This is a genomic window from Sphingobacterium bambusae (assembly GCF_033955345.1).
Classification (GTDB): Bacteria; Bacteroidota; Bacteroidia; order Sphingobacteriales; family Sphingobacteriaceae; genus Sphingobacterium; species Sphingobacterium bambusae.
Map to the genome: position 1 here is coordinate 1,533,887 of NZ_CP138332.1, position 14,421 is coordinate 1,548,307.

A 14,421-nucleotide genomic window follows, 5' to 3' on the forward strand; every position below is an offset into this window, starting at 1 on the left:
AAAAAAGCGGATGCAAGGCACAGGTAAAGCACCTGTGTCGATTTTTCTTATCAAATATCTTACTTCTGCAATTCCTGCTCAAACCTTGGGTTATAGACCACTTTGGGCGATAAGTAATGCAAGAGCACAAGCCTAGAAAACCGAAGGTTGAACGGCGCAAAGATAAAAATAGCGAGAAAAAGCACAGCGATGTACAGCCAAGGGGATTCACTCGCTGTAAAAAAAGCCGTTGCCAACCCTAAGGTGACGACCTGCGCAACGGAGAAAGCATAGCTTACATACATCGCCGCATAAAAATAACCGGGCTCTATTTCAAACTTTAATCCGCAATGTGGACAATGCTCGTGCATGTGCTGCTTTTTAAAGCCATAAATTGGCCCTTCAAACATCTTACCGACCCTACAACGTGGACATTTGGATTGTAAAAGAGCTGAAAATCTTGAGGTAGACATCTGTAATCCTTATCGTTCAAATGGCGAAACACGCTTCGGTTGGTTCTTCCGGTATTTTTTATACCACAAAATACCCACCCCGACAGCAATTAAGTATGGGATAGCCAATAAGAAAAGGATACCGTCATTCAGCCCTTTCCCCTGCGTATTGCCATTCGTCGTGCTGTTTTCCGCATTCAAGGAACACATGGCACATTGGGCAGCAACTTCGGTACATAGGAATATCCCTATTAGAAGAAGCGTAAGCATCAAGAAAGGTGCATATTTTGATTTCATAGCACAAAAGTACCTAATTTTTCCCAGAGTTATTCATCGTGAACACTATCGCCGTACTAAAGCAATACATTGAATTTCTCCCAAAAACCGTCGACAGGTAAATCTGCCGTGATCTGCATAGGCTCCTCTTTGATGGGATGCACAAAACTTAACGCTCGAGAGTGTAAACAAATAGAACGGCGTAAGCTTCCACGCGGGTAGCCGTACTTATTATCCCCTACAATGGGGCAGCCCATATACGCTAACTGGCAACGAATTTGATGGGTACGTCCGGTCAGCGGCGTTACTTTCAACAGATAATAGCCCTCCAGCTCACCCAGCACCTCATAATCTAGCTCAGCAAAACTACCGCCCTTCACTTCGCGGTCGTATGCTTTGGTGACCATCTTCTTACGGTCGCGCAACAACCAGTTTTTCAGGGTATCCGCCTTCTTTTCGGGTCTGTTGCGAACCAAGGCCAAATACGTTTTTGACACTTTCCTGTCGTGAAACAAGCGGTTCATTCGATCGAGACCTTTGCTGGTTTTTGCAAAAAGAATCATCCCACTTACAGGACGATCAAGACGGTGAATGACCCCTAAAAAAGCGCCATTAGGCTTCTCATATTTGTGGGCCAAATATTCTTTGACCATATCCTCCATCGACTTGTCTCCGGTAGTATCCACCTGCACGATATCGCCGGCGCGTTTGTTAATTGCTATATAATGGTTGTCCTCATAAATGACATCCCTATCCGTAATGCTCATGGTATTCTTTAAGCAGGAAAGTGTCGTTAGATCGACCTTTCCTGTATGTTCTATTTTAACGAATCGGCTGCAAGCTTGGCCTTTTCTTTCTCTTGTTTTTTGAAATATCCGCGGAAGAGGAAGTTACTTTGGAGCGCCTTCATGTTATCATCCAATTTCTCCGTACTCAAGTTTAGATTTCTTAAAATCTGTTTGATTTCTTCAGCTGCTTCCGGATCATTCGTCAATACGCCGATGGCATTATCCTTATCGTTCAGACGAGCAGAAGTCGTGTTCAAATTTTCCATCAAGGCCGATGCTGTTTGCGTTACGCCCTGCAATTGAGCCGCTGATTCACGCAAGCTGGCAAAAACAGCCGTATCAGTTGTTAAATCATGGATTAAGCCTTGGTTGCTATTCAACTTGCTCATCAGCACCGCTAAATTTGCGGAAGCTTTGTTTGCATCGGTCATCACCTTGTTCAGAGAATTAACGGAACCTTTCAACGATAGTGCTATGGTCGAGTCGGTCATCAAAGCCCCTACAGTGCCTTTACCTTCAACCATCTGTTTGGACAGCAGCGCAAAGTTCTTGGTAATCTCCACCAAATTCTCGTTGTTGGTCTGTAACGTGGCAAACATCGCATCCGTATCCGTGCCCGTCACCGACTTAACAACATCCCCGTCTTTAATGGCTGCGGCTTGGTCCGATCCGCCGATCAAACTAACAATCGCGTTACCGATCAATCCGTCGGATCCCAATTTGGCCACCACATCCTCCCGAATAAATTCGCTTGATTTCTCTTCGATGTGCATCACCACCTTAACATCATCGATACTTTGGAACTTGATTTCTTTGACGATACCAACCTTCACCCCAGAAAACCAAACATTATTACCCACCTTCAAGCCTTTCACATCGTGAAAATAGGTAGTAACCACCAAGTTTTTACTAAATTTATTCTGTTGCGTCCCTAGTACCAAAATTCCGGCCACCAAAATAACCAATCCGATTAAAACAAATAACCCAACTGTAAGCGTACGCTTTCTTTCGTTTGTACTCATATATCTTTAAACAATAAAATTATAATCATAAAATGGTTTGACACGTTTATCATCCGTATCAAAAATCTCCTTAAATGTACCTTGACGCTCGAATTTACCATCTAAAAGCATCACCATCCTATCGCCAACCATCTTCGCGCAGGCCAAATCGTGGGTGATGATGATGGACGATGTATTATACCGTTCCTGCACCTCATTGATGAGCGAGTTTATATCGAGACAGGTTATGGGGTCTAGTCCCGCTGTAGGCTCATCATAAAGCATAATATCAGGACGTAGAATTAAGGTGCGCGCAATACCGATACGCTTGCGCTGCCCGCCCGACAATTCGGAAGGCATTTGGTTGATCGCCTGCGACAATCCGACACCTTCCAAAACCTCCTCGACCTCTTTATTGATCTCCGACCGCGATAAATTACGTTTGTTCCGAACGAGCGGAAATTCCAAATTCTCCCGAACGGTCATACTATCATACAGCGCGCTATTTTGAAAAGAAAAACCGATCCGTTGCCTCAACGCTCGTAGCTCACGGTCGTTCAGGTCATTGACCACCTCACCCAAAACACGAACGTTCCCGCTATCAGGACTTAAAAGACCAGAAATCAATTTAATAAGAACCGATTTCCCTGTCCCTGACCGCCCCAGCACCACAAGGTTCTCTCCCTTAAACAGCTTGACGTCCACATTACGGAGAACGTGCAGGTCGCCAAATGATTTACTGACATCATCGACATGGATCACCGTTTCATCGCGATCTATATTCACTTTGTTCTTCTCCATCTTCTATCAATTAAGCAAGGCCAACAATTGAACAATAAGCAGCTCTTCCACGAACACCAAAAACATTGACGAAACAACGGCACTGTTTGCCGCCTTCCCAACGCCCTCGGTTCCCTTCGTAGAATAGTATCCCACATATGAACTGGCAAAGCCAATGGTAAAGCCAAATACTACAGCTCTAATAACCATCGCAAAGATGTCCTTAGCAGCAATAGACTCAAACACTTGGGTAAAGAAAGCCAACATGCTGAGATCATCTTTACCGATAATACTAAGGTAACCGCCAAACAAACCGATACCAGCCACGTAGAAACAGAGCACGGGAATCATAAAGGTTGTCGCAATAATACGGGTAGACACCAAAAATTTTGTCGGGTTGGTTCCCGAAACTTCCATGGCGTCAATCTGTTCCGTTACATTCATGGAACTAAGCTCGGCACCAATCTGTGAGCCCACTTTCCCAGAGGCGATCAACGCCGTAACTAAGGGAGCCAAAGCGCGTACAATAGCAATAGATATCAAGGCAGGAAGCCATGACGTAGCTCCAAACTCTTCCAATGACGGTCTAGATTGTTTCGTAAAAACAAAACCAACAATAAAGCCCGTTAAGCTGATTAATGGGAACGATTTCCATCCAATTTCATAACATTGGCGAATAATCTCTTTGAATTCATAAGGTGGAGATACCGCTTCACGCAGAAAGCTCATCATAAAACGATGAATCCGCGCGAACTCGATAAGCAGTTTTTCTATTTTACTTCCCATTTAAGTATTGAAGTTAACACTGAAGCCTAAAATGATGACCTGTCAAAAATACCCGACAAATGTACGAACTTTTTGTTTTTTCACCGACGCCATCATTTGCTAATAATTACATAACCAAAATATTTACCATTTGTTTACAGTTTCGTATCAAAGATTAAACCTTCCTATGTTTCAGCCAGTCCTAACAGTAAACAAGATTAGTTTCACCTTTAAACGAATAAGACTATGAAACGCATGAAAAATTCCACACGATATGTAGCTATTGTAGCCCTGCTTTTTGCGGTATTTTCTTTTAAAAAGGCTGATGCGCAACCTTATGGTGAGGTTTCATTTGATCTTTTCTATGATGAATTATCGCCTTATGGAAACTGGGATCGCGATGCGAACTATGGTGATATTTGGTTTCCGAATGTAGATCGAAACTTCCGCCCCTACGGCACCAATGGCTATTGGACTATGACAGAGTATGGTAATACTTGGGTGTCCAATTACGATTGGGGTTGGGCTCCTTTCCACTATGGCCGCTGGGTATATACCAACTATAACGGATGGGGATGGATTCCTGATTACGAGTGGGGACCAGCATGGGTAGACTGGAGAACTGGTGGCGGCTATTATGGCTGGGCACCAATGGCTCCGCGCAGCAGAGTACAGGTATCTGTAGCAATGCCTCTCAACTTATGGGTTTTCCTTCCCGTACGTCGCATCTATGACCCTTACATTTCGCGCCACTGGAGCTACGGACAACGTAATATATACAACCGCACAACGATCATCAACAATACTTATGTGGTGAACAATCATCACTATTATGGAGGTCCCGGTCGTCGCGATATTGAGCGCAACATTGGACGTCGCGTAAGCGTTAGGGAAATACGCACAAGCGACCGCCCTGGACGTTCTCGCGTAGACAGCAGGTCGGTGTCGATCTACAGACCTGATCGTAGTACAACGCGATCTTCAGGCAACAGCACCTCGCGTGCAAATGTTGGAAATACGAGCCGAAGCAATGCCAACTCGAGCCGCACAGAACGCGCAACGGAAGCCACACGCAGTTCTGCAACTAGTAGTAGAGCTACAAATGGAGCAGGTACATCACGTAGTAATGTTGGTACAACGCCGACAACATCACGCAGCAACACGCGCACTACTACCACCGGCCGTACGACGCAAAACGAAGGCCGTGTAACGCGTAGCAACGAGCGTCCCGCCACAAACAATGCGGGCGCACAAAATAGTAGTCGCAGCTCCAGCACGACGGTAAGAGGAGAGCGTCCATCGTCCACGGCGGGACAACGCACCGAAAGCAGAAGCACGACGCCTGCACAAGGGCGAAGCCGTAGCAACACGACCGAACGGCCGCAAACTGCACCGCAGCAACGGAGCACGCCTAATCGCAGCGAGAGCCGTGCACCGCAACGCCAAACGGCCCTGGTTCAACAAGCCAGTCAACGGAGTAGCGGCTCCAGCTCGCAGGTGAGCCGTAGTAGCTCATCCCGCACAGAACGCAGCAGCTCAGGTGGAAGCAGCAGAGCTGCAAAAAGCAGCAATAGTGAGCGCTCTAGCGGCCGCAGCACACGCTAAACAACATACTATTTTAATTGAAAACAAAGCGCGGAGGGTACTATGCCCTCCGTTCTTATTTTACTTCAAGCAAGCACCAATTAACTAATTTCCTATTTCTCGCGAATTAGCCTAGAGACCTGCTTTGTCGTCCATGGGATTACATAGTAAACCATCAACGGAAAAATGATGATGGAGCTGACAAATATCTTACCTATAGGGTGGAAATCAACCATCAGATCCTTCAGAAGGAAATTGATGATGACGGATAGCGGAAACAAACCTAACCAAATACATAGGGATGCCTTCAATCTGGGAGCTAATTTCATCGATGTCTTTTTTTTGCGAAGATAGAAGAATTCCGGAGAGATGTGGTATGCCCATGCATACAGATAGCATCGGCTGAAGCTATAAAAAGTGGCTCAGGAAGCACGAACGCTCTAAAATAAACACCTTACAGATAAAAGCTTAGCAGCGCGTCACTCGGCTTTCGTGTTTTTATTATTAACTTCACCTGTTTTTAAATTTAAGTTTCTTACATGGCGGCATTATCATCGATACTCGATAACGACTTCTATAAATTCACGATGCAATTTGCAGTCAGCAAATTGTTCCCCAAAGCAAGGGCTCGTTATCAGTTTATCAATCGCGGGAAACATCAGTTCCCTGCAGGCTTTGACAAACTGTTGAGAGAAGCGATAGGCGAAATGGCACAGCTCAAATTGAGCAAAGCCGAAAAGCAATTTCTGCACGACAAGTGTCCCTACATTGACCCCACCTACTTGGATTTTTTACAAGGTTATAGGTATGATCCAGAGGAGGTACATATTGAGCAGCAAGGTGGTGAACTGCGGGTGCATATTGAAGGATACTGGTACCGCACTATTTTGTGGGAAGTACCGATCATGTCGTTGATCTGTGAGCTGTACTATGAAGCTAGTGGGCTAGCCCGGATCTCGAACGAGGATGTATGTGCGATCGTATCGAACAAGATGGACAAATATGATAAGCTGCAGATCACCTTGGCCGATTTCGGCACACGCCGCCGACATTCTTATGCCGTACATGACCTGGTGATACGCACCTTGAAAAACCACCCTTCCAAAACCTTTATCGGTACGTCCAACGTACATTTGGCTATGAAATATGAAACCACCCCTATAGGCACCCATGCCCACGAATGGTTTATGTTTCATGCGGCCAAGTATGGTTATAAAATGGCCAACCTGCTTGGCTTGGAACATTGGGCAGACGTATACCGTGGAGACCTCGGTATAGCCCTCTCGGACACCTATACAACAAAAGTGTTTTTCACACAGTTTGACAAGAAACTGACCAAGCTATTTGATGGCGTGCGTCACGACAGCGGCGATCCATTAACCTTTGCCCAAATGACCATCGATCATTACCAGCAAAAAGGCATCGATCCCCGCTCCAAGACCATTATATTTTCGGACGGCTTGGATTATGAGAAAGTGGAACATATCGCGGCCTTCTGCAACGGAAAAATCGGGCATTCCTTTGGGATAGGTACCGATTTCACCAATGATGCTGGACTACCTCGTATGAACATCGTCCTAAAAATGACGGAAGCAAAGCCCGAAGATGGCGAATGGACCGAAGTGATCAAGCTATCCGACGAACCCAATAAACATACCGGCACAAAGCAGGAAATAGCGATTGCCAAAGAAATTTTAAAGATACAGGGCTAATGGAGAGAGATGTTTACGGCGAAGCATTATATGACTTCCATGCATTAGGCACGCTAACGGAACCACTTTTATTGCACAGCAGCTATGGCGACATCGAGGAGATGCCCATTGAAGTTTTTTTTCGCGAAGAAGAAGATTTTCCAGAACTGGAACACATTGCTTTAGCCTTGTGTGATGGCCATGTTCTGGACGTAGGAGCCGGTGTGGGCAGCCATGCGCTACACCTGCAACACAAAGGCTTTGTGGTCGATGCAATAGAACAATCGGCCGCCGCATGTAACATCATGGCGCAGCGCGGTGTGCAACGCGTCGTTGAAGGCGACTTTTTCAAACTGGAAAACAAGCAGTACGACACCCTTTTATTCCTGATGAATGGTATTGGCTTGGCGGGAACACTAGAAGGTTTCCGATCACTGTTAAGCCATGCCAAAACGTTACTTCGACCAAATGGGCAGCTGCTATTCGACTCTTCAAACATTGCCTATCTGTATGATGAGTACAAGATCAAAAAACCAGATCATTACCTTGGTGAGATTCGATTTCAATATGCCTACAAAGGTCATATGGGGCAGCCTTTTGCTTGGCTGTACATAGACCAAGACGAACTGATAAAAATCGCGCGAGAAGAAAACTGGGTTGTGCAGATACTCTTTGAAGATGACAATGACCAATATTTGGTGAGGATGGAGCCACGGATACCGCAGGAAGCGGAGGAGCAAGACGCAGAAGATTAGGCTGCTTTAAGCGGCGCCGCAATGCCACATCATGCAACAAAAAAGCGTAGACGAAATGAAACGTCTACGCTTTTTTTATGATAGCCGAAGCCTGTGTCTAGTCAATCCACTCAAAACCAGTATAAGGCACCAGTACTGCTGGCACACGTATTCCTTTTTCGGTTTGATTGTTTTCTAATATAGATGCCACGATGCGCGGCAAAGCCAATGCAGATCCATTTAACGTATGGGCAAGCTGCATCTTTCCTTCTTCATTTTTAAAACGTACCTTCAAGCGGTTAGACTGGTAAGTTTCAAAGTTGGAAACGGAAGACACCTCTAGCCAACGCTGTTGTGCTGCGCTGAAGACCTCCATGTCATAGGTCAAGGCAGAGGTGAAGCTCATATCACCACCACAGAGGCGCAACACACGATAAGGCAATTCCAGTTTTTGCAACAATCCTTGTATATATAGGCTCATCTCTTCGATAACGGCATACGATTGGTCGGGGTGCACGATCTGAACAGTTTCCACTTTATCAAACTGGTGCAACCTATTCAATCCACGCACGTGAGCCCCATAAGAACCGGCTTCACGGCGAAAACATGGCGTGTAGGCCGAATGCTTGATAGGGAACTCATCTTCCTTGACAATAACATCGCGGTATAGATTGGTTACGGGCACCTCAGCTGTAGGGATCAAGTAAAAGTCGTCTCCGGTAACGTGGTACATTTGCCCCTCTTTATCTGGAAGTTGTCCCGTAGCAAAAGCAGAAGCTTCATTGACGAAGATCGGTACCTGCACCTCACTGTAACCAGCTTCGGCCGCTTGATCCAAGAAAAAATTAATCAATGCACGCTGTAAGCGAGCTCCCTTGCCTTTATAGACGGGAAAGCCCGCACCTGTTACCTTCACCCCAAGTTCCAAATCCACAATATCATATTTTGTCAATAGCTCCCAGTGTGGCTGCGCGTCGGCCGCTAACGTTGGAACTTCGCCATGTGCCAGAACCACTTCATTGTCATCTGCCGTGTGACCCACAGGAACTGAGCTATGTGGCAGATTGGGCAGTTGCACAAGCTTGTCGTGCAATTCTTTTTCGACATTAGCTAACTGTTCGACGAGCTGTTTCACCTGCTCCTTATATCCGGAAGATTTCGATTTAACGGCTTCGGCTTCATCTTTCTTTCCTTGGCGCATTAAATCTCCAATCTGCTTTGCCGCAGCGTTGGCTTCCGCAGCGATCGAATCGGACTCGTTCTGAATTTTACGGCGCGACTCATCCAATTGAATCAAATCATCAACCAAGTTCACCTCTTTAAAATTCTTGACAGCCAATCGTTCGATTACGGCATCCCTGTTTTCACGGATATAATTTATTTGTAACATAAATGAAAAATAACTTTTTACAAGCACAAAGATAAGAAGTGTAAATGAATTCGCCCATTATCACCAATATTCCAATGTTATTTTATTTTAATTATCATTTTTATATAAATACATTTTTATTTTTAAAAACATTTTATATTTTTGATTGTTTACCGAACGAATTAACAATTATTTGATTTGGACGTAATTTCCAGTTCATAACACAAGGTTACATTTGATTGTACATATTTAAACAAACACGATTATGTTGAAAGATTTAGAAATTTTCGAACAAGACATCCAAGTGGATCTTCAGGAGTTTGCCTACGACGGCGATGACTTCGTGAACTTGGAAGACTAGTTATTGGGGGTGCGCTTGCCACTATGCACAGGAGGTTATCCCAAACAATCTCCGCACAAATAAAAAGCATAGTTCCAAGAAACAAAACCCAGTAACTAGCTCTTTTCCCACCTCCTATTCACACGTTAGCAACAATAATTCTCGGAATATAATAGCAGCACTAATTTAAGCATGCCTGCAAGGCGATGAGAAATCAACAGAACGCTCGTCACAATCACTAGGCTAGGTAAATACACTGTAATTTTCTTAACTTTGTTTATGCTATATCTAGTACCCACGCCTATTGGCAATCTGGAAGACATGACCTTTCGGGCTATCCGCATTTTAAAGGAGGCCGACTTAATCTTGGCGGAAGATACCCGCACAAGTGCGCCGTTGCTCAAGCATTTCGGTATTGAGAAAAAGGTGTTCGCCCATCATCAACATAATGAACACAAGGCTGTTTCAGAGATTATCAAATTCCTAAAAGAAGGACAGCAAATAGCGTTGATATCTGATGCTGGTACACCTGCAATTTCGGATCCTGGATTTCTTTTGGTGCGCGAGGCGATTAAAGAAGGATTAGAAGTGCAGTGCCTACCCGGCGCAACAGCCTTCGTACCGGCACTGGTCAACTCTGGGCTTCCAAACGACCGTTTTTGCTTTGAGGGATTTCTTCCTGTAAAAAAGGGCCGTCAAACACGCATGAAACAATTGGTGAAGGAGAAGCGCACGATGATTTTCTATGAATCTCCTCACCGTATCCTCAAGACAATAGATGAGTTTATTCAATATTTTGGAGAGGAGCGCGAGGCTTCTATCGCGCGCGAGCTGAGCAAGCTCTATGAGGAGAATGTGCGTGGCACATTGGCAACGTTAAAATTACATTTTGAGAACAATCTCATAAAAGGAGAATTCGTATTTTGTGTGGCAGGGGCCGACCAATAAACAGCCGAATGCCTACAGGTTTACATTAATTTGATTATAAAATGGCTATAGAAAAATTTCTTCAAGACGGACAAGACCCCAAAGTGGTCGAAAAGATCCATGATAAAATTATTGATATGCTCACCGCTGGTGAGTTCATACAATACATATCGTTGCAAAAGAAACCCGCGGTGACCCTGTTACCAGACAGTATAACCGTGAGCAACAAGCGAATCTTTCTATGCGAGTTCACCAAGCTTGGATTGGCAACAAATTTCGAGATTTTCTCTTGGACGGATATCAAGGACATTGCCTTTAAGGAAGAAATTTTTGGCTCCAAGGTAACGGTCATCCCACAAGCTGGTGAAAACCTAACCATCGACTACATTCCCAAGGTACAGGCTCGGAAGCTCTATCAATTGATTAAAGAGGCACTGGAAACAGCGAAAGCCCCAGCGGCAAAACCTTTGGTTGAACCTAGTGTGGAACGACCTAAACCTGAACCTACGGTAGCTATCGTTCCTCCACAAAGTAATGAAGCAAGCCCAGCAAAACCAGTGGAAAACGCCGAACCTGCGGCGCCAACTCCCCATGTCAACGAGATAAAACCACCCGTAACGTCTATTCCATCATTTATTCAGGAAGCGCCCGCACCAAAACCAGCGGAAGAAGAGGATGAGCTGACACAAAAACTCAAGAAACTGAAAACACTTTACGACAGACAGTTGATTACGCAGGCGGAATACGAAACAAAAAAAACAGAGCTTTTATCACAACTGTAAGACGTGAAGAGTAAATACATCTTGGCGCTCTGCAGCGCCGTTCTATTGTGGTTGGCCTGGCCGCCTATTCCCTACAGCAGTCCTATTTTGTGGATTGCTTTCGTACCGCTACTTATCGCCATTGAGCAGACCATCCGTAGCGATAGTTCAAACAAAGGACGAAAGGTTTTTTGGCTTGCTTTTTTGACAGGATTTCTTTGGAACACGGCTTCCATCTATTGGGTGTACAATGCTATGAGCGCCTACCTTCCTAGTTATGTCGCCCTACCGATTTCTCTGATTCCCTTCGGATTAGCACCACTATTAATGGCAACTGTATTCCGTTTGTACTACCAGCTGCGGAAGAAAACCAATATTGGCTATAGTTTTATCGGCTTGGTATCCATATGGATGGGCTACGAATTTCTGCACCAATGGTGGGATTTAGCTTTCCCTTGGATGACCTTGGGCAATGGCTTTGCCGGTTTTCACCAGTTAGTACAGTGGTACAGTATTACGGGCGTTTATGGCGGCACCCTTTGGATCTGGGTTTGTAATATTCTTTTCTTTTTACTGATTTGGCAAAAGCTTGAAAAAATTGAAGCGATTAGCAACAAGAAATTAGCCTTATCACTTACGGCACTTATCGTCATTCCCAGCGGCCTTTCCCTGTGGCAGTATAGCGCGTACGAGGAACATGTAAATCCTTCGGAAATTGTCGTTGTGCAGCCGAACATCGACCCTTATCAAAAATTCAAGTCCATCAGCCCGGAAGAGCAGCTGAAAAACCTTATACAACTCTCTTCCAAGGTAGGCAAGCCAAATACAGAATTTTTCATTTGGCCTGAAACAGCCATCTCTGCCGCACGCGGCATCAATGAGGAGGAATTCAGAACCTACCCCGCTTTTGATAGCCTTCAGGTATTCCTTAACAAATACAAGAACGGCAGTGTACTTTCTGGGATTGAAAGCTACCAGATCTATAATTACCAGAAAACGCTAACGGCACGTGATTATGGAAATCAGGTATTTTTAGATCCTTTTAATGCAGCCGTGCTGGTAGATCAGTCCAGCAAGCTACAGTTCTATCATAAGTCAAAGCTAGTTCCCGGTGTAGAACAATTGCCGTTTGGTGATGCTTTAGCCTTTATGAAGCCGCTGTTTGCCCATTTTGGCGGATCCACCGGAGGCTATGGCAGCCAAGAAAAACCATCTGTTCTTTACGCACAAAGTGGTATTGGCGCAGCACCCGTGATCTGCTATGAGTCTATTTGGGGCAACTACGTGGCCGAATATATCAAACAAGGAGCCCAATTTATTGCTATCGTCACCAACGACGGCTGGTGGGGCGACACCTCCGGAAAAGATCAGCACTTGCAATATGCAAAACTCCGCGCTATCGAAAACCGCCGCTGGGTAGCACGATCCGCCAACACCGGTATTTCCGGCTTTATCAATCAACGTGGTGATATTGTTCAACGGACAAAGTGGTGGGTTCCCGATGCGCTTACGCAAGAAATAAACCTCAATGAGGATTTGACATGCTACACGCGTTATGGCGACTTTGTGCTCTACTTCGCGCTCTTGGGAGGATTGTTTTCCGTATATACGCTTATCAGGAAGAAGAGATAAAGCGACAACATCTTGTCAAGGACATCTATATTTAGTGAAAGAGCCTCCGCAGCGGCTCTTTCGCTGAAAGTTTGACAGAGGCCTTATACACATATTGTTTATTATTACATTTCCTTTGATTACTTTTGCAGCATGCAAGTATATTTTGATAATGCCGCGACAACCCCGCTAGAACCTGAAGTGATTAAAGTCATGACAGCGACGATGCAGGAGAATTTCGGCAATCCCTCGTCTATTCATGCGCACGGACGGCAGGTAAAAACGATCGTTGAAAAAGCCAGAAAAACGGTTGCAGGCCTGTTGAAGGCATCACCTTCCGAAATCTTCTTTACTTCCGGCGGAACCGAGGCCGACAACATGGCGATCGTACGGTCTATTGTTGATCTAGGCATTACACATGCGATCACCTCTCCTTTGGAGCACCATGCCGTTTTGCACACGCTAGAAGAGCAAGAAAAGCGTGGACATATCCAACTTGACCTTGTTCGTATCGATGAGCAGGGCAACGTGGATCTTGCTCACTTACGCGAGTTGCTGACAAGAAATCCAAGAACATTTGTATCCTTGATGCACGCCAATAATGAAATCGGGAATCTAACGGATATTAAAGCGGTATCTGAAATATGCCAAGAATTTAATGCGGTGTTTCATTCCGACACGGTACAAACAATGGGACATTATATACATGACCTTTCCGATTTGCACATTGATTTCATCACCGGAGCGGGGCATAAATTTCATGGACCAAAGGGCGTTGGATTTCTCTATATCAACGGGCGCAACAAGATTCAACCGCTTATATATGGCGGAGCGCAAGAGCGCAATATGCGAGGAGGTACGGAAAATGTGTATGGTATCGTTGGCTTGGCTAAAGCTCTAGAGCTTTGTTATCAGGAAATGGATCAACATCAGCAACATATCCAAGGACTGAAGGATTACATGATCCAAGAACTTGAAAAAGCTTTGCCCGGCATTGCCATCAATGGTAACAGGGATGCGGCACAGTCGCTCTACACGGTACTGAATGTTTCCCTTCCAAAGACCGAGATAGCCGACATGCTATTATTCAGCCTCGACATCGCTGGAGTATCTGCTTCTGGAGGCAGTGCCTGCAGTTCTGGTTCGGAAATTGGAAGCCATGTGCTGCGCGCCCTGAAATGTGATAGTGAACGTCCTTCGGTGCGTTTCTCCTTCAGCAAATACAATACAAAAGAAGAAGTCGACTTTGTCGTGAAGACTTTAAAAGATCTTTGTGAAAACCATAAATAGCAAAAAGACCTCTAGCGAGGTCTTTTTTTATATCGTAGTACTTATAAAATAGTATGTATACGCTGTGTACAGT

General features: G+C 45.1%; 15 protein-coding genes. 7 read left to right on the plus strand and 8 right to left on the minus strand.

Annotated features, from left to right (window positions below; translation table 11 throughout):
- Window positions 1-59: 59 nt before the first annotated feature.
- The 6 genes from SCB77_RS06560 to SCB77_RS06585 form a co-directional block, all read right to left on the minus strand.
- Complete coding sequence (locus SCB77_RS06560; protein WP_320185632.1) at window positions 60-350, minus strand: DUF983 domain-containing protein; 291 nt, start codon at window positions 348-350, stop codon at window positions 60-62.
- 111 nt (window positions 351-461) lie between these two features.
- Window positions 462-701, minus strand: coding sequence for a hypothetical protein (locus SCB77_RS06565; protein ID WP_380936269.1), 240 nt, complete (start codon window positions 699-701; stop codon window positions 462-464).
- A gap of 83 nt (window positions 702-784) precedes the next feature.
- On the minus strand, window positions 785-1,474 hold the full coding sequence (locus SCB77_RS06570) for an RluA family pseudouridine synthase (protein WP_320185634.1): 690 nt from the start codon (window positions 1,472-1,474) through the stop codon (window positions 785-787).
- Between the two features lie 50 nt (window positions 1,475-1,524).
- Window positions 1,525-2,517 carry an MlaD family protein gene (locus SCB77_RS06575; RefSeq protein WP_320185635.1) on the minus strand — a complete coding sequence of 331 codons (993 nt, stop codon included), beginning with the start codon at window positions 2,515-2,517 and terminating at the stop codon, window positions 1,525-1,527.
- Window positions 2,518-2,523: 6 nt separating this feature from the next.
- Entirely contained in the window at window positions 2,524-3,297 is a 774-nt protein-coding gene (locus tag SCB77_RS06580) for an ABC transporter ATP-binding protein (RefSeq protein WP_320185636.1), read from the minus strand.
- Window positions 3,298-3,303: 6 nt separating this feature from the next.
- Window positions 3,304-4,062, minus strand: a complete 759-nt coding sequence (locus SCB77_RS06585; RefSeq protein ID WP_320185637.1) for an MlaE family ABC transporter permease — start codon at window positions 4,060-4,062, stop codon at window positions 3,304-3,306.
- A gap of 225 nt (window positions 4,063-4,287) precedes the next feature.
- Here SCB77_RS06585 and SCB77_RS06590 point away from each other — a divergent pair, with 225 nt between their 5' ends.
- A complete protein-coding gene (locus SCB77_RS06590; protein WP_320185638.1) occupies window positions 4,288-5,646 on the plus strand; it encodes a DUF6600 domain-containing protein in 1,359 nt (452 codons plus the stop codon).
- 92 nt (window positions 5,647-5,738) lie between these two features.
- On the opposite strand, the gene SCB77_RS06595 is transcribed toward SCB77_RS06590, so the two are convergent.
- Window positions 5,739-5,954, minus strand: coding sequence for a hypothetical protein (locus tag SCB77_RS06595; protein ID WP_320185639.1), 216 nt, complete (start codon window positions 5,952-5,954; stop codon window positions 5,739-5,741).
- A gap of 210 nt (window positions 5,955-6,164) precedes the next feature.
- Here SCB77_RS06595 and pncB point away from each other — a divergent pair, with 210 nt between their 5' ends.
- Together pncB and SCB77_RS06605 are read left to right on the plus strand one after the other, a co-directional pair.
- Window positions 6,165-7,337: a nicotinate phosphoribosyltransferase gene (gene pncB / locus SCB77_RS06600; RefSeq protein WP_320185640.1), complete on the plus strand. Its 1,173-nt coding sequence runs from the start codon at window positions 6,165-6,167 to the stop codon at window positions 7,335-7,337.
- A complete protein-coding gene (locus tag SCB77_RS06605; protein ID WP_320185641.1) occupies window positions 7,337-8,071 on the plus strand; it encodes a class I SAM-dependent methyltransferase in 735 nt (244 codons plus the stop codon). Before pncB ends, SCB77_RS06605 begins: the two co-directional genes overlap by 1 nt.
- A 97-nt stretch (window positions 8,072-8,168) precedes the next feature.
- Here the strand turns inward: SCB77_RS06605 and serS are convergent, their stop codons facing one another.
- Window positions 8,169-9,440, minus strand: a complete 1,272-nt coding sequence (gene serS, locus SCB77_RS06610) for a serine--tRNA ligase (RefSeq protein ID WP_320185642.1) — start codon at window positions 9,438-9,440, stop codon at window positions 8,169-8,171.
- Between the two features lie 598 nt (window positions 9,441-10,038).
- On the opposite strand from serS, the gene rsmI reads away from it, so the two are divergent.
- From rsmI to SCB77_RS06630, 4 genes are all read left to right on the plus strand, one after another.
- Window positions 10,039-10,707, plus strand: coding sequence for a 16S rRNA (cytidine(1402)-2'-O)-methyltransferase (rsmI, locus tag SCB77_RS06615; RefSeq protein ID WP_320185643.1), 669 nt, complete (start codon window positions 10,039-10,041; stop codon window positions 10,705-10,707).
- A 41-nt stretch (window positions 10,708-10,748) separates the two neighbouring features.
- Window positions 10,749-11,468, plus strand: coding sequence for a PH domain-containing protein (locus SCB77_RS06620; RefSeq protein WP_320185644.1), 720 nt, complete (start codon window positions 10,749-10,751; stop codon window positions 11,466-11,468).
- Between the two features lie 3 nt (window positions 11,469-11,471).
- The gene (gene lnt, locus SCB77_RS06625) at window positions 11,472-13,079 is read left to right on the plus strand and encodes an apolipoprotein N-acyltransferase (RefSeq protein ID WP_320185645.1); all 1,608 of its coding nucleotides are present in this window, start codon (window positions 11,472-11,474) and stop codon (window positions 13,077-13,079) included.
- Window positions 13,080-13,211: 132 nt separating this feature from the next.
- Window positions 13,212-14,348 carry a cysteine desulfurase family protein gene (locus SCB77_RS06630; RefSeq protein ID WP_320185646.1) on the plus strand — a complete coding sequence of 379 codons (1,137 nt, stop codon included), beginning with the start codon at window positions 13,212-13,214 and terminating at the stop codon, window positions 14,346-14,348.
- The last annotated feature ends 73 nt before the right edge of the window (window positions 14,349-14,421 follow it).